This window comes from Actinomadura roseirufa (assembly GCF_900659635.1).
GTDB classification, from domain to species: Bacteria; Actinomycetota; Actinomycetes; order Streptosporangiales; family Streptosporangiaceae; genus Spirillospora; species Spirillospora roseirufa.
Genome location: NZ_CAACVB010000013.1, coordinates 25,053 through 39,171 on the forward strand (window position 1 = coordinate 25,053; position 14,119 = coordinate 39,171).

Here is a 14,119-nt window from a genome sequence, read left to right on the forward strand (position 1 = left end):
GCCGTCCCGCCGGGAGAACGTCTCGGGCCCTGGGGCCGATCAGATGATCGGCCCCAGGGCCCGGTCTGTGGGCGATACTGGGATTGAACCAGTGACCTCTACCGTGTCAAGGTAGCGCTCTCCCACTGAGCTAATCGCCCGGAACCTGCGCCTCCCGGGGGAGGAGCGGTGCTGAGGTGGAGACGGGATTTGAACCCGTGTACACGGCTTTGCAGGCCGTTGCCTCGCCTCTCGGCCACTCCACCAGATCGAGACCTCTGGATCGTGACCCGAAAGGTCCCTCAGAGCGGAAGACGGGATTTGAACCCGCGACCCTCACCTTGGCAAGGTGATGCTCTACCCCTGAGCCACTTCCGCGTGTGCTGCCCGGTGGCGGGCCCTTCCGGGCCTTGCCTCCTTGCGGCGACGGAGGAAACATTAGCGCGTCCTGGCCGGTTCCCCAAACCGGTTTCGGCGAAGGGGCGCGGCGGACGCTTCGACGCCGGCCGAAGGGTGGGTCGCCTAGGCTCGGCGGTATGGCTTCCGAACATGTCCTGGACGCCGACTTCGCCCCGGTCGCCGCGCTGCTGGCCGACCGCGCCCGCGCGGCGATGCTGACGGCCCTGCTGGACGGGCGGCCGCTGGCGGCGGGCGAGCTGGCGCGGACGGCGGGCGTCAGCGCGCAGACGGCCAGCGCCCATCTGGCCCGGCTGCTGGACGGCGGGATGGTGACCGTCCTCAGGCAGGGGCGGCACCGGTACTACCGGCTGCGGGGCGCCGAGGTCGCGCAGGTGATCGAGGCGCTGTCGCGGATCAGTCCGCCGGTGCGGGCGCGGAGCCTGCGCCAGTCGCGGGACGCGCGGCGGCTGCACCAGGCGCGGACGTGCTACGACCACCTGGCGGGCGAGGCGGGCGTGACGCTGTTCGAGGCGCTCCTGTCCGGCGGGATGATCGAGCAGGACGGCCCGGAGTCGTACGCGGTGACGGAGAAGGGCGAGGACCGGCTGGGCGGGCTCGGGCTGGACCTGGCGGCGGTGCGGCGGTCGCGGCGCCGGTTCGCCTGGCACTGCCTCGACTGGACGGAGCGGCGCCCGCACCTGAACGGGGCGCTCGGCGCGGCGTTGACGGAGCGGATGATCGAGCTCGGCTGGTTCGAACGGGGCCGTACGCCACGGGCCCTGGAGGTGACGGAGGCGGGACGGCGGGGCCTGGCGGACGCGTTCGGGTGCGTCCTGCCGTGAGCTTCGCCTACGCCGGGGGTCTGCTGGCCACCGGCCTTGTGGACGTGACCACCGACCCGGCCGCGCTGGACTCGCGCGGCTGGTGGGCCGTGGTGGTGACGTACGAGGGCGAGATCACCTGCGCCCGGTTCGCGGACGTACGGCCGGCGCCCCACCCGGACGGCCCGTGGAGCCCGCCGGGGGAGTGGACCAGCTCCCTGGACGAGAGCGCCTACGTCCTGGGCGTGGAGCGGATCCGCGCGGCGATCGCCGAGGGCGTCGTCTACCAGGCCAACCTGTGCCGGGTGCTGTCGGCGCCGCTCGCGCCCGGCGCCGGCGTCGAGGGGCTCGGGGCGCGGCTGGCGCGCCTGCATCCGGCGCCCTACGCGATGACGGTGCGGGTGCCGGGGCTGGCGGTGGCGTCGGCGTCGCCCGAGCTGTACCTGGCGCGGGACGGGGACGTGGTGGAGTCACGGCCGATCAAGGGCACGGCCCGCACCGCGGACGGCCTGCTGCCCAAGGACCGCGCCGAGAACGTCATGATCGTCGATCTCGTCCGCAACGACCTCGGCCGGGTGGCGCGGCCGGGGACGGTGGAGGTGCCCGGGCTGTGCGAGCTGGAGGAGCACCCCGGCCTGGTTCATCTGGTGTCAACCGTCCGGGCCCGTCTGACGGGCGGCTGGCCGGAGCTGGTCGCCGCGACGTTCCCACCCGGCTCGGTCACGGGTGCGCCGAAGGCGAGCGCCTTGTCCCTGTTGGAAAGGCTCGAACCCGTGCCACGCGGCCCGTACTGTGGGGCCGTCGGCTGGGTGGACGCGGACTCCCGGCGCGGCGCCCTGGCGGTGGGCATCCGGACCTTCTGGATCACGGACGGCCTGCTCCGCTTCGGTACCGGCGCGGGCATCACCTGGGGGTCGGATCCACGCGGCGAGTGGCGCGAGACCGAGCTGAAGGCGGCTCGGCTACTGGAGGTGGCATCGGGTGACGCAGACCAAGATCTGGTTGAACGGGAACCTGGTCGACCCTGAGCAGGCGGTCGTGTCGGTGTTCGACCACGGCATGCTCGTCGGTGACGGGGTCTTCGAGACCGTGCGGGCCGAGCACGGGGAGCCGTTCGGGCTCACCCGGCACCTGCGCAGGCTGTCCCGCTCGGCGGCGGGGCTCAACCTGCCCGAGCTCGATCAGGAGGCGCTCGCCCGGGGCACCCGTGAGGTGCTGGACGCGGCGCCGAAGTGGCCGCTGGCGCGGATCCGCGTCACCGTGACGAGCGGGGTGGGACCGCTCGGCTCGAACCGGGGCGACTCCGGCCTGACCATATCGATCATCGTCGCCGAGCAGGCCCCGTTCCCGTCGACGGAGGAGGTGTCGGTGGCGCCATGGCCGCGCAACGAGCGGGGCGCACTGGCCGGCCTGAAGACGACCTCCTATGCCGAGATGGCGCTGGCGCTCGACTACGCACGCCAGCGCGGCTGTGGGGAGGCGCTCTTCGGTACCCTCGCGGGCGACCTGTGCGAGGGCACCGGCAGCAACGTGTTCGTGGTGAAGGGCGGGCGGCTGCTGACGCCGCCGGCGTCGACGTCGGGCTGTCTGGAGGGCGTGACCCGCGGGCTCATCCTGGAGTGGTGCGACGGCGTGGAGGAGGAGATCCCGCTGGAGGACCTCTACACGGCGGAGGAGGCGTTCCTGACCTCGACGACCCGCATCATCCAGCCGATCAGGGCGGTGGACGGCACCGCGCTGCCCGCCGCCCCGGGCCCGGTCACCGCGAAGGCCCAGGAGACGTTCGCGGCCCGCGCCGCCGAGCGGCGGGATCCCTGACGGGCACGTCTCCGGCCGCGCGCACCGCTCGATCGCGCGCCCCCGCTTGATCGCCCGCACCGGCTGATCGTCCGCACCCCCTTGATCGCGCGCACCGCTTGATCCCGGGGGCGGCGAGGCGGAGCATCGCGAGTACGGGACGGGGCGGGCTCAGAGCCCGCCCCCGCACTGTGCGCGCACCGCGCGGACCCGGCGCGGGGCCGCGTCGCGGACGCGGTGCGCGCCCTGTTCCGGGCCGTGTCAACGGCCGTGCCGATGATCGAGCGATGGGAGACGTGGATGGTCGTGCACCGCGGGCGCTGGAGCCTGGAGGACCGGCTGGAAAGGGGCCTGCGCGAACTGCCCTTCGACGTCCCCGCGGGCACCGCGTCCGTCACGGTCGAGCTGTCCTTCGACGGCGGCGTGATCGACCTCGGCTGCCACGGCCCCGGCGGCTTCCGCGGCTGGTCGGGCGGCGCGCGCCGTGCCTACACCGTCGCGGCGGACTGGGCCACGCCCGGCTACCTTCCCGGCGAGCCGGAGCCCGGCACCTGGCACGTGTGGCTCGGGCTGCACCGCGTCCCGCCGGGCGGCGTCCCGTACGAGGTCACGGTGACCACGTCGGCGTCGCCCGTCCCGCGCCCGGACGTCCCGCCGCCCCCGCCGCGGCCGGACCGCCCGCCCCGCCGTGACCTGCCCGCGCCCGCCGGGCTCCGCTGGCTGGCCGGGGACCTGCACTCCCACACCGTGCACAGCGACGGGACGCTCACCGTCCACGAGCTGGCCTGCCTCGCCGCGTCCCAGGGACTGGACTTCCTGGCGGTGACCGACCACAACACCGTCAGCCACCACGCCGAGCTGCCCGCCGCCGCCGCGCACGCGGGCGTCGCGCTCGTGCCGGGGCAGGAGGTCACCACCGACCTCGGGCACGCCAACGTGTTCGGCGACACCGGCTGGGTCGACTTCCGGCGGCCGAGCGCCGACTGGGCCGCGTTCGCCGCGGCGCGCGGCGGCCTGATGTCGATCAACCATCCGCTCAGCGGCGACTGCGCGTGGCGGCGGCCGCTGCCCGCCGCCGCCCGGCCCCGGTTCGTGGAGATCTGGCACTCCTCCTGGTGGGACCGCCGCTGGGGCGCCCCGCTGGCCTGGACGGACCTGTGGCTGCCCTGCGGGGCCGTCCCGCTAGGCGGCAGCGACTTCCACGACCCGGCCCAGCACAAGACGCTCGGCGAGCCCACCACGTGGGTGCTCGCCGAGGACGAGGACGGCGTGCTCGACGCGCTCGCGGCGGGCCGCACGTCCGTCTCGGCGGGCCGGGACGCGCCGGTGCTGCTCCGCGTCGAGGACGACCTGATCGCCGACGGCGCGGACGGCGCTGTGCTGGTGCGGCCGGACGGCCGCCGCGCCGCGGTCCGCGGCGACCGGGTCCGGTTCCCGGCGGACGGGCCGGGCATGTACCGGCTGGAGTCCCACGAGAACGAGGTGCTCGCGTTGTGCGGTTGACCGGCCCGGCCATCGTCGTCGTTCCCCACACCCACTGGGACCGCGAGTGGTACCTGCCGTTCCAGCGGTTCCGCCTCCGGCTGGTCTCCCTGATGGACGCGGTCGTCGAGGCCATGGAGGCGGACCCGCGCTGGCGGTTCACCCTTGACGGCCAGATGGCGGCCGTCGACGACTACCTGGAGGTTCGCCCGGAACGCCGGGACCGGGTCGCCGCGCTCGTCCGCGCCGGGCGCCTCGCCGTCGGCCCCTGGCAGATCCTCGGCGACGAGTTCCTCTGCTCGGGCGAGACGATCGTCCGCAACCTGGAGCTCGGGCTGCGCCGCGCGGAGGAGCTGGGCGCGGCGATGATGGTCGGCTACCTGCCCGATCAGTTCGGGCACTGCGCGCAGATGCCGCAGATCCTCCGGTCCGCCGGCATCGAGCACGCGTGCGTCTGGCGCGGGGTGCCCGCCCGCGTCCGGTCCCGTTCGTTCGCCTGGGAGGCGCCGGACGGGACGGCCGTGCGCGCCCAGTACCTGGCGGAGGGCGGCTACGGGAACGCGGCGCTGCTGCTGGAGGACCGCGGCGGGTCGCCCGCAGCCCGCGCGGCCGCGTTCGCGGAGCGGATGCGTCCCTGGTGCGCGGACGGCGCGCCCGTCCTGGCGATGTACGGCGCCGACCACACCGCGCCAGCCGCCGATCTAGCCGACCGGGTCGCGGCGCCCGGGACGGACATGCGCCTGGACACCCTCGCCGGGTACTTCGCGGCGCAGGACCCGTCCACGGAGGGGCTGGTCCGCGTCCGCGGCGAGCTGCGCTCGCACGCCCGCGCCAACCTGCTGCCCGGCGTTCTCTCGGCCAGGATCGGGCTGAAGCGGCTGCTGGGACGCGCCGAGCGCCGCGTCGAGCGGTACGCCGAGCCGCTGGCCGCGCTCTGGTACGGCGGGGACGCGCGGTTCCACCTCGACCTGGCGTGGCGGCGGATCATCGAGGCGAGCTGCCACGACTCGGTCACCGGCTGCGGCTCCGACGAGACGGCCGCGCAGGTCGCCGCGCGGACGGCCGAGGCGGAGCAGCTCGGCCGCGCGGTCTGCGACCTCGTGCTGGCGGAGCGGGCCGCGGCGGTGCCGCTCGGCGGGCACCTGGTGTTCAACCCGTCGCCGGAGCCCCGCACCGCGCTGACCATTCTGGACGTCCCGGCGGCGGAGGGCGTGGAGCCCCGCCTGGTGACGGGGGAGGGGCGCCCGGTGCCCGTCCAGACGCTGGAGGTGGCGCCGACCGTGCTGGACGACGCCGTGCACCCCGCGTCCGCGCTGCCCGTCGTGCTGGAGCGGGTGTACGGGCGCGTCCTGTTCGGGCGGGAGATCCGAGATTGGACGGTCTCTCGCGCCGACCGCACGCTCACGTTCCGCGTCACGGCCCGCTCGGACGCCCCGTTCGACATCGAGGACGTCCGCGCCGCCCTCCATGGCGCGGACGGCGACTGGCGCGTGCGGATCCTGGCCGACCCGCGCCGCACGGTGGCCGCCATGGTCACCGTCCCCGCCCTGGGCCTGGTCTCCGTCGCCCCCGCCCCCGCGGGCGAGCGGTCTGACGTGCTCGCCGGGCGACCGGCCGAAGCCGGGCCCCGGGTCCTGGACAACGGGCTGGTGAGGGCGGAGGTGCGCTACGACGGCACGTTGGAGGTGCGCACGCCGGACGGTCATCTCCTCAAGGGCGTCGGACGCGTCGTGGACGGCGGCGACCTCGGGGACACGTACAACCACGCGTCCCCGGCGCACGACCGGCTCATCGCGACGCCGCTGGACATCCGCGTCGACCCGGTCCACCAGGGCCCGCTGGTCGCCGCGCTGGACATCGTCCGGTCCTACCGCTGGCCCGCCACCGGCGACCTGCCCGGCGACGCCCGGTCGGCGGACGAGGAGGACGTGACCGTGGCGATGCGCGCCGAACTGCGCGCGGACGAGCCGTTCCTGCGGCTGCGCGTCACGTTCGACAACCGCTGCGACGACCACTGGGTGCGGCTGCACATGGCGCTCCCGCGCCGCGCCCGCTCGTCGTTCGCCGAGGGACAGTTCGCGATCACCGAGCGCGGGCGGGCCGCCGAGGGCGGCTTCGGCGAACGGCCCGTCCCCACCTACCCCACGTCCGGGTTCGTGGCGGCCGGCGGCCTCGCCGTCCTGCTGGAGCACGTCACCGAGTACGAGATCGTCGGCGGCCGGGCGGGCGAGACCGGCGGGGCGGGCGACGAGATCGCCCTGACGCTGCTGCGCTCGATCGGTCTCCTGTCGCGCGACCGGAACGCCTGCCGCGACCAGCCCGCCGGCCCGGAGACGCCGGTGCCCGGCGCGCAGTGCCGGGGCGAGCGGACGGTGGACCTCGCCGTCCTGCCGTACGACGGCGACCGGCCGGGCCTCGAAGTCCTCCGGGCGGCCGAGGCGTTCCGGCACGATCTGCTCACCGCCGCGGGCCAGGGGCCGGTGGACACGCCCGCGCCGCCCGGCCTGCACGGACTGGAGATCACCGGGCCGGGCGTGGTCATGACCGCGCTGCGGCCCCGGGACGACGGCCGGGTCGAGGTCCGCGTGACGGCGCAGGGCGACGCGCCCGTCACCGCCGTCCTGCGCGGCCCGTTCACCGGAGCCGTCCGCACCGGCCTCGGTGACCGCCTCGGTGGCGGGCCCGGCACGCCGCTGGCCGTGCGGTCCGGCACGCTCACGCTGCCGCTGCGCCCTTGGGAGATCGCCACCGTCCGGCTCGACATGCGCTGACGGTCAGCCGGGAGCCGTCCCGGCGGACTGGGTGGCGGCCGCGGCCATCGCGGCGCCCACGATCCCCGCGTTGTTGACCAGCCGCGCCGGCACGATCGGCGCCCGCACTCCCTCGATCAGCGGAACGAAGTGATGGGCCTTCTTGCTCACCCCGCCGCCGACGATGATCAGGGACGGCGAGACCAGCGCCTCCAGATGCGCCATGTACTCGCCCAGCTTCTTGGCCCACTTCTCCCAGCCGAGGTCGTGATCCTCGCGCGCCTTGGCCGACGCCCGCTTCTCGGCCTCCTTCCCGCGGATCTCCAGGTGCCCGAACTCGGTGTTCGGCACGAGCACCCCGCCGGTGAACAGCGCGCTGCCGATCCCCGTGCCCAGCGTGAGCAGCACGACCGTGCCGGGGACGTCGCGCCCGGCGCCCAGGCGCATCTCCGCGACACCGGCCGCGTCCGCGTCGTTGAGCACGGTCACCGGCCGCCCCGTCGCCTCCGCGAACAGCGACCGCGCGTCCACCCCGATCCAGTGCCGGGACACGTTCGCGGCCGACAGCGTCACCCCGTCGATCACCACCCCGGGGAACGTGACGCCGACCGGCCCGTCCCAGCTGAAGTGGTCCACGATCCGGCCGATCACCTCCGCGACGGGACCGGGCTCGGCCGGACGCGGCGTCTCCACCCGGAAACGGTCGCGGGTGAACGTCCCGTCCGACAGATCGACGGGCGCTCCCTTGATGCCCGTCCCGCCGATGTCGATCCCCAGCATCTCCTCGCCCATGACCTTCCTGTGCCCCGATCATGGCCCGCTAAAGACGATCTCCCGGGACCGGCGGCACTCAGCCCTCGACGGCCTTGAGGCCGATCACTCCGATGAGGATCAGCGCCAGGCAGGCCACCCGGGGCACGGTGACGCTCTCCCCGAGCACGATCATGCCGGTCACCGCGACGCCCAGCGAGCCGAGGCCCACCCAGACGGCGTACGCCGTCCCCACCGGGAGGTCGCGCAGGGACAGCGACAGGACGACGACGCTCAGCAGCGCCACCGAGAGGCCGATCAGGCTCGGCCACAGCCGGGTGAACCCGTCCGACTGCTTGAGCGCCGTCGCCCACACCAGCTCCATGAACGCGGCGATCACGAGAAAGACCCACGGCATCGTCGTTCTCCCCTCAGGCCGCGTATCCGCCGTCGACGGCGATCGACGCCCCGGTGACATAGGCTCCGCCCGGCCCGGCGAGATGGGCGACCATCGCGGCCACCTCGTCGGGGCGACCGTACCGGCCGAGCGCGGTGAACCCCTTCTCGAACTCGGCGTCCGGCGAGCCGTCCGGGTTCATCTCGGTGTCGGTCGACCCCGGGTGCACGACGTTCGCGGTGATCCCGCGCGGCCCGAGGTCGCGGGCCAGGCCCCGGGTGAGGCCGGTCAGCGCCGACTTGCTCATCGCGTAGAGCGTCCACCCCGGATAGGGGACGCGCTCGGCGAGACTGCTGCCGATGGTGATGATCCGGCCGCCCTCCCCGAGGTGCCGCGCCGCCGCCTGCGCCGCGACGAACGACGCCCGCACGTGGATCGCGAGGGTCTGGTCGACCTCCTCCAGCGGCACGTCCTCCAGCGGCCCGTACGGGGCGATCCCGGCGTTGTTCACCAGGACGTCCAGCCGGCCGAACCGCTCCGCCGCGACGTCCACCGCCGCCGCGACGGCCGACGGGTCGGCCGCGTCGGCGGCGATCGCCGCCCCGCGCCGCCCGGCCGCCTCGATCCCGCGGACGACCTCCGCCGCCCGCTCCGGGGCCCGCACGTAGGTCACCGCGACGTCCGCCCCGTCCCGCGCCAGCCGCAGCGCGATCGCCGCGCCGATGCCCCGGCCGCCGCCGGTGACCAGCGCCGCCCGTCCCGTCAGATCCGTCATCGCCGTCCCCGCTCTAATCGGAAAAGATTCCGGTTACAGAGGTTAACCGGAGAATTCTCCGGATACAACCCGGGATGGCCGGGCGCGCTCCGTCCGCCCCGGTACGCTGCCGGGAACGCCGAGACAGGAGGACGGGATGCGGGAGCTGCCGGTCACCGGGCGCCCGCCCGCCGAACGCGCGGACGCGGCGCTCAACCGCCGCCGCATCCTGCGGGCCGCCGCGGAGCTGATCGACACCCGCGGCGTCGAGGCGGTGTCCATGGACGAGGTCGCCCGCGCCGCCGGCGTCGGCGTCGGCACCGTCTACCGCCGCTTCGGCGACCGGGCCCGGCTCGTCTACGCCGTGATCGACGACCGCGAGCGGGAGTTCCAGGCCGCGTTCATCCAGGGCCCGCCGCCGCTCGGGCCGGGCGCCCCGCCCCTCGTCCGGCTCCGCGCCTTCCTGCACGCCCTGGCCGACCGCACCGAGGCCCAGGCCGACCTGCTGCTCATGGCCGAGTCCGGCCCGCCCGACGCCCGGTTCCGCGACGGCTCGTACGGCCTCTACCACCGGCACCTGGCGATGCTCATCGGCCGCACCGCCCCCGCCGCCGACGCCCCCTACCTCGCCGACGCCCTGCTGGCCCCGCTCGCCGCCAACCTCTTCCTGCACCAGCGCCGCGTCCGGGCCATGCCGCTGGAGCGGATCAAGGCGGGCCTGGACGCCCTGCTGGCCGGGCTCGGCGCCCCGTGACGTCCGAGGGGTGAAAGATCGGGATCGGTCCGGTGAAAGCCCTTATGGGAACGGCCCCGTCCCGGCACACTAGGGGCGTGAGCGACTTCGATGTGCTGGTCCTGGGGTCGGGTCCCGGCGGGCAGCGGGCGGCCATCGCCGCCGCCAAGCTCGGCCGGCGGGTCGCCATCGTCGACCGCCGCGAGATGATCGGCGGCGTCTGCATCAACACCGGGACGATCCCGTCCAAGACGCTGCGCGAGGCGGTCCTGTACCTGACGGGCCTCAACCAGCGCGAGCTGTACGGGCAGAGCTACCGGGTCAAGGACGAGATCACCGTCGCCGACCTCGGCCTGCGCACCCAGCACGTCATCGGCCGCGAGGTCGACGTCATCCGCAGCCAGCTCGCCCGCAACCACGTCACCGTGCTGACCGGCGCGGGCAGGTTCGTCGACCCGAACACCATCGCCGTCACCGGCGGCGGCGACCGCGAGCGCCGCGTCACCGCCGACCGCGTCGTCATCGCCACCGGCACCAGCCCCGCCCGCCCGGACACCGTGGAGTTCGACGACCGCACCGTCATCGACTCCGACGGGATCATCCACCTCGACCGCATCCCCGAGACCATGGTCGTCGTCGGCGCCGGAGTGATCGGCATCGAGTACGCCTCGATGTTCGCCGCGCTCGGCACCAAGGTCACCGTGGTCGAGCGGCGCGAGCGGATGCTCGAGTTCTGCGACCTGGAGATCATCGAGGCGCTCAAGTACCACCTGCGCGACCTCGCGGTCACCTTCCGGTTCGGCGAGACCGTCGCGTCCGTCGAGCGGATGGACGGCGGCGCGATCACCGTCCTGGAGAGCGGCAAGCGCATCCCCGCCGACACCGTGATGTACTCCGCCGGCCGCCAGGGCATGACGGCGGAGCTGGGCCTGGAGGCCGCCGGCCTCGGCGCCGACCACCGCGGCCGGATCAAGGTCGACGCGAACTACCGCACCGCGGTCCCGCACGTCTACGCCGTCGGCGACGTGATCGGCTTCCCCTCGCTCGCCGCGACCTCCATGGAGCAGGGCCGCCTCGCCGCCCACCACGCCTGCGGCGAACCCGTCGCCGAGATCCACGAGCTGCAGCCGATCGGGATCTACACCATCCCCGAGATCAGCTTCGTCGGCCGCACCGAGGACGCGCTCACCGAGGCCAAGATCCCCTTTGAGGTCGGCGTGTCCCGCTACCGCGAGCTCGCCCGCGGCCAGATCATCGGCGACTCCTACGGCATGCTCAAGCTGCTGGTCTCCCCGGAGGACCGCTCACTGCTGGGCGTGCACGTCTTCGGCACCGGCGCCACCGAGCTCGTCCACATAGGGCAGACGGTCATGGGCTGCGGCGGCACGGTCGACTACCTGGTCAACGCGGTGTTCAACTACCCGACGTTGGCCGAGTCCTACAAGGTCGCAGCGCTCGACGCCATGAACAAGATGCGGCACATCGCCCGCCTCACCGGCTGACTCAGGACGGCCAGAGCAGGTTCTCCAGCTCAGCGTCGATGTCGATGAACTCCGACTCCTGCCCGGCCGGCACCGCCTGGTAGGTGCGGTGCAGGAAGTCGGCCAGCGGCGACAGCGGCACCTCGAACAGGGCGTTGCCGAACGGGGACGAAAGGGCGATGTTCAGCGAGGTGTCGTCGTCCGGCGCGGTGGGCCAGACCTCGACGTCCCCGTCCCCGACCTTCCGCACGATGCCGACGGTGAGAAGCTCACGGGCGAAGATCCACTCAACCGGCTCGTCGTCGCCGACGTAGAACGCCATCCTGATCGCGTACGGGTCGTCCGCCGCGTACTCCAGCCCGGCCAGCAGGGGAACGGTCGTGCGGTCGGGGACGACGAGGCGGAGGCCAAGCTCGGCTGAGACGGTGGTGCTGCTGTCCATGGCCATTCCTTCATACGTCGGTACCGCTGGCTCGCGGGCGTTCCGGTGGATGCTTCTCTTCCCCCTCACGGATGTCCCCGCGATCTATGACGCCTAACTGCCGGAACTCGGCCGAACATTCCGCCGCCCCGGCCCATTGTGATCCATCTCACTCTGGCAAAACCATCCCCTGACCTGCGCAAAAGCGGATCTTTCCGGAGGATACGCGTGCCAACGGCGGGTCCCATGTGTCACGATCCAGGGGATAGCTGGAACGCTCCAGATGGTCGCCGCCCGACGTCCTGGCTTAGGGTAAAACCGTGGCAATAAATCATGAAAAGGATGCCCCGCCCGACAAGGAGCCCGGTCCCTTCCACCGGTTCCGCGAGCGCGTCCGCCGAAACGCGGTCCTGAACACCGCCTGGCGCGCCGGCGTCTTCACCGTCGGCGCGGCCGTCCTCGTGGGCGGTCTGATCATGATGGTCACCCCCGGCCCGGGCCTCGTCGCGATCGTCCTCGGCCTGGCGATCCTCGCGACGGAGTTCACCTGGGCCAAGCGCGCCCTCCACCGCGCCAAGGACGCCGCCGAACGCGCCAAGAACAAGGCCCTCGACCCCCGCAAGAAGGCCCGCAACAGCCTCCTGGCCCTGGCCGGCGCCGCCCTGGCCACCGCCGCCGTGGTCGCCTACCTCGTCCTGTACGGCCTGGTCCTGCCCTGGAACATCGAAGACCCCACCTTCTGGAACTGACCCACGCCCCGTCCGCCCCCTATTCCAGGGCGCGAACACCCGCCGACATGCGCTAGAGTTTCCGAAGTCGGAACGCCCCACACGGCGGACCGCGCAGGGGCGATTAGCTCAGTGGGAGAGCGCTTCGTTCACACCGAAGAGGCCACTGGTTCGAACCCAGTATCGCCCACCCCCAGAAACGCCAGGTCAGAGGCCCTTTCCGATCGCCGGAAGCGGCCTCTTTCGCGTTGTGGTGCGTGCCCCGTGCGTCGAACCTGACCAACTGCCTGACTACGCCTCGTCGTCGGCGCCGGGGAAGATGCGGTCCATGGCGGTCGCGCCCTCCTCCATGACCGGCTGGATCTGGAGCCGGTACACCTTCTCGGTCACCGCGGTGCCGTTGTGGCCGACCAGCCGGGAGATGTGCTCCACGGCCATGCCGTTGGCCGACAGCACCGAGACGAAGCTGTGCCGCATCTCGCGCGGCGTCCACTCGGCCTCGTCCAGGCCGGCCCGCTTGATGACCCGGCGGAACTCGCGCCGGACGTTCCCGGCGCTCTTCTTGGTGCCGTGGCGGGTGCCGAACACCAGGTGCTCGCCTTCGCCCGGCGTGAGGCCGCGTGCGCTGAGGTCGTCCCACAGAGCGGCCAGGACGAGGGCGCACAGCCGGGGGAGTTTGAGTGTCCGGCGCGATTTGGGGGTCTTGGTGTCTCCGGTGGCGCGCACCGAACGCCAGACGTACAGCGCGAACTCGTCATGCTCCCAGCCGGCCTCGGTGACCGGACGCCATTGCTCCCGCTCGGCCTCATAGGCGACGACATGCGACCAGGTCAGTCCGCGCAGCTCTTCGGTGCGGGCCCCGGTGAGAAGTGAGAGGACTACGTACGCGCGTAGCCAGGGTTTGGCGCTCTCGGCCGCCTCCAGTACTGCTTCGGCCTGGGCCATGGTCAGGGACTTGGACGGACGTCCGGTCCGGCCTTGGGGGAGTTCGCAGAGCATGACCACGTTCCGCTTCACTTTGTCGCGGGCTTGGGCGCGGGCCACCGACCGTTTGAGGATGGAGCGGAGCTCCTGCAGTGTCCGCGTGCTGACCCGCTCAGCCTCGCGAGCCAGCCACTGGTCGACGTCGTCGGCGGACAACTCGCGGAGCTTGCGCGCGCCCAGCTCGGGGATGACGTGCTTGCGGGCGAGGATCCGCTTGGTGTTGACGGTGTTGGCCGCCCGTCCGCTGAGACCGTATTGCAACCAGTTCTCAACGGCCTGGGCGACGGTGTACCTGGTGTCCTCGCTCGGCAGGCCGTCCTCGCGATCGCGCAGCTTGGCCTGCAGCTTCTTGAGCGCCTTGGTCTTGCTCTTGTCGCTGGCCGTCCGGACGATGCGTTTGCCGGCGGGCGTGTACCCGATCGTGAGCTCGGCGATCCAGCGCTGCCGACTCTCGCTCCACCGCAGGCCGCCATCGCCTCGCGGCCGCCGCTTGGACTCGCCGAGTCGCTTGTTCTGGCCGCTCTCGTCGGAGCCGTCGGGGGCAGGCGGGACGTGCTCGGGCATGGGTGGTTCCTCCATGTGTGATCGTCGCTGTGCGTGAGTGCTCTCGGGGTCTGAGCGGCGTCCGGGGGCCTGCATGCCT

General features: G+C 73.2%; 13 protein-coding genes and 4 tRNA genes. 9 read left to right on the forward strand and 8 right to left on the reverse strand.

Annotation, left to right across the window (positions count from 1 at the left end; translation table 11 throughout):
* Positions 1–68 precede the first annotated feature (68 nt).
* The 3 genes from E1291_RS04805 to E1291_RS04815 form a co-directional block, all read right to left on the reverse strand.
* Positions 69–140, reverse strand: a tRNA-Val gene (locus tag E1291_RS04805).
* Between the two features lie 34 nt (positions 141–174).
* Positions 175–245: transfer RNA gene (locus tag E1291_RS04810), tRNA-Cys, on the reverse strand.
* Positions 246–285: 40 nt separating this feature from the next.
* Positions 286–357, reverse strand: a tRNA-Gly gene (locus tag E1291_RS04815).
* Between the two features lie 158 nt (positions 358–515).
* Between E1291_RS04815 and E1291_RS04820 the strand changes: the two genes are divergently transcribed.
* From E1291_RS04820 to E1291_RS04840, 5 genes are all read left to right on the forward strand, one after another.
* Positions 516–1,220, forward strand: a complete 705-nt coding sequence (locus tag E1291_RS04820) for an ArsR/SmtB family transcription factor (protein ID WP_131736322.1) — start codon at positions 516–518, stop codon at positions 1,218–1,220.
* Complete coding sequence (locus tag E1291_RS04825) at positions 1,217–2,227, forward strand: chorismate-binding protein (protein ID WP_242613946.1); 1,011 nt, start codon at positions 1,217–1,219, stop codon at positions 2,225–2,227. The genes E1291_RS04820 and E1291_RS04825 overlap by 4 nt, the downstream gene beginning before the upstream one ends.
* Complete coding sequence (locus E1291_RS04830) at positions 2,181–3,017, forward strand: aminotransferase class IV (RefSeq protein ID WP_242613947.1); 837 nt, start codon at positions 2,181–2,183, stop codon at positions 3,015–3,017. Before E1291_RS04825 ends, E1291_RS04830 begins: the two co-directional genes overlap by 47 nt.
* 255 nt (positions 3,018–3,272) lie before the next feature.
* Positions 3,273–4,499: a CehA/McbA family metallohydrolase gene (locus tag E1291_RS04835; RefSeq protein ID WP_242613948.1), complete on the forward strand. Its 1,227-nt coding sequence runs from the start codon at positions 3,273–3,275 to the stop codon at positions 4,497–4,499.
* Entirely contained in the window at positions 4,490–7,249 is a 2,760-nt protein-coding gene (locus E1291_RS04840) for a glycoside hydrolase family 38 N-terminal domain-containing protein (protein WP_207400560.1), read from the forward strand. The genes E1291_RS04835 and E1291_RS04840 overlap by 10 nt, the downstream gene beginning before the upstream one ends.
* A gap of 3 nt (positions 7,250–7,252) precedes the next feature.
* Here the strand turns inward: E1291_RS04840 and ppgK are convergent, their stop codons facing one another.
* The 3 genes from ppgK to E1291_RS04855 are packed head-to-tail and all read right to left on the reverse strand — an operon-like array spanning position 7,253 to position 9,150.
* The gene (gene ppgK, locus E1291_RS04845) at positions 7,253–8,020 is read right to left on the reverse strand and encodes a polyphosphate--glucose phosphotransferase (RefSeq protein ID WP_131736324.1); all 768 of its coding nucleotides are present in this window, start codon (positions 8,018–8,020) and stop codon (positions 7,253–7,255) included.
* Between the two features lie 58 nt (positions 8,021–8,078).
* On the reverse strand, positions 8,079–8,396 hold the full coding sequence (locus E1291_RS04850) for a DMT family transporter (RefSeq protein ID WP_131736325.1): 318 nt from the start codon (positions 8,394–8,396) through the stop codon (positions 8,079–8,081).
* A gap of 13 nt (positions 8,397–8,409) precedes the next feature.
* Positions 8,410–9,150, reverse strand: coding sequence for an SDR family oxidoreductase (locus E1291_RS04855; protein ID WP_131736326.1), 741 nt, complete (start codon positions 9,148–9,150; stop codon positions 8,410–8,412).
* A 136-nt stretch (positions 9,151–9,286) separates the two neighbouring features.
* Between E1291_RS04855 and E1291_RS04860 the strand changes: the two genes are divergently transcribed.
* Together E1291_RS04860 and sthA are read left to right on the forward strand one after the other, a co-directional pair.
* Complete coding sequence (locus E1291_RS04860) at positions 9,287–9,883, forward strand: TetR/AcrR family transcriptional regulator (protein ID WP_131736327.1); 597 nt, start codon at positions 9,287–9,289, stop codon at positions 9,881–9,883.
* 77 nt (positions 9,884–9,960) lie between these two features.
* On the forward strand, positions 9,961–11,364 hold the full coding sequence (gene sthA, locus E1291_RS04865; protein WP_131736328.1) for a Si-specific NAD(P)(+) transhydrogenase: 1,404 nt from the start codon (positions 9,961–9,963) through the stop codon (positions 11,362–11,364).
* A 1-nt stretch (position 11,365) separates the two neighbouring features.
* Here the strand turns inward: sthA and E1291_RS04870 are convergent, their stop codons facing one another.
* Positions 11,366–11,785, reverse strand: coding sequence for an SsgA family sporulation/cell division regulator (locus E1291_RS04870; RefSeq protein WP_131736329.1), 420 nt, complete (start codon positions 11,783–11,785; stop codon positions 11,366–11,368).
* Positions 11,786–12,084: 299 nt separating this feature from the next.
* Here E1291_RS04870 and E1291_RS04875 point away from each other — a divergent pair, with 299 nt between their 5' ends.
* Complete coding sequence (locus E1291_RS04875; RefSeq protein ID WP_131736330.1) at positions 12,085–12,513, forward strand: PGPGW domain-containing protein; 429 nt, start codon at positions 12,085–12,087, stop codon at positions 12,511–12,513.
* Between the two features lie 97 nt (positions 12,514–12,610).
* A tRNA-Val gene (locus E1291_RS04880) sits at positions 12,611–12,682 on the forward strand.
* A gap of 101 nt (positions 12,683–12,783) precedes the next feature.
* Here the strand turns inward: E1291_RS04880 and E1291_RS04885 are convergent.
* Entirely contained in the window at positions 12,784–14,040 is a 1,257-nt protein-coding gene (locus E1291_RS04885; RefSeq protein WP_131736331.1) for a site-specific integrase, read from the reverse strand.
* Between the last annotated feature and the right edge of the window lie 79 nt (positions 14,041–14,119).

What these genes read in the sequence shown, in the direction of transcription:
- E1291_RS04885 (WP_131736331.1), bottom strand. Translation starts at nt 14,040, where the DNA reads ATGCCCGAGCACGTCCCGCCTGCCCCCGACGGCTCCGACGAGAGCGGC.
- E1291_RS04820 (WP_131736322.1), top strand. Translation starts at nt 516, where the DNA reads ATGGCTTCCGAACATGTCCTGGACGCCGACTTCGCCCCGGTCGCCGCG.
- E1291_RS04870 (WP_131736329.1), bottom strand. Translation starts at nt 11,785, where the DNA reads ATGGACAGCAGCACCACCGTCTCAGCCGAGCTTGGCCTCCGCCTCGTC.
- ppgK (WP_131736324.1), bottom strand. Translation starts at nt 8,020, where the DNA reads ATGGGCGAGGAGATGCTGGGGATCGACATCGGCGGGACGGGCATCAAG.
- E1291_RS04835 (WP_242613948.1), top strand. Translation starts at nt 3,273, where the DNA reads ATGATCGAGCGATGGGAGACGTGGATGGTCGTGCACCGCGGGCGCTGG.
- E1291_RS04850 (WP_131736325.1), bottom strand. Translation starts at nt 8,396, where the DNA reads ATGCCGTGGGTCTTTCTCGTGATCGCCGCGTTCATGGAGCTGGTGTGG.
- E1291_RS04855 (WP_131736326.1), bottom strand. Translation starts at nt 9,150, where the DNA reads ATGACGGATCTGACGGGACGGGCGGCGCTGGTCACCGGCGGCGGCCGG.
- E1291_RS04860 (WP_131736327.1), top strand. Translation starts at nt 9,287, where the DNA reads ATGCGGGAGCTGCCGGTCACCGGGCGCCCGCCCGCCGAACGCGCGGAC.